This window comes from Paenibacillus pasadenensis (assembly GCF_023715725.1).
GTDB classification, from domain to species: Bacteria; Bacillota; Bacilli; order Paenibacillales; family Paenibacillaceae; genus Paenibacillus_O; species Paenibacillus_O pasadenensis_A.
On record NZ_JAMBOT010000067.1, the window covers coordinates 1 to 410 of the forward strand.

The following is a 410-nucleotide window of genomic DNA, read 5'->3' on the forward strand; positions in this document are numbered from 1 at the left end:
AAGCAGCAGTACGGTCAGGGCCTGGCGGAGTCGGTGCAGAAAACCCTGAAGGCCAAAGGCGGCAACGTGGTGCTGTTTGAAGGCATCACTGCAGGCGATAAAGACTTCTCTACGCTGATCGCGCGCCTGAAGAAAGAGAACGTCGACTTCGTTTACTACGGCGGCTACTACCCGGAAATGGGCCAGATCCTGCGCCAGGCGAAAGCGGCGGGCCTGAAAGCCGGCTTTATGGGGCCGGAAGGCGTGGGCAACGCCTCGCTCTCCAATATCGCGGGCGACGCCTCGGAAGGCATCTATGTGACGCTGCCGAAGCGCTACGACCAGCTGCCGGAGAACAAGGCTATCGTCGACGCCATCAAGACCAACAGCGCGCAGAACCGCAAAGATCCGACCGGTCCGTTCGTCTGGAC

At 60.7% G+C, this 410-nt stretch carries 1 protein-coding gene; it reads left to right on the plus strand.

The genetic code is table 11. The features are described 5' to 3' along the window. Positions 1-410, plus strand: a 410-nt coding sequence (locus M3223_RS24005; protein WP_251566311.1) for an ABC transporter substrate-binding protein, incomplete at both ends; no start/stop codon positions are given.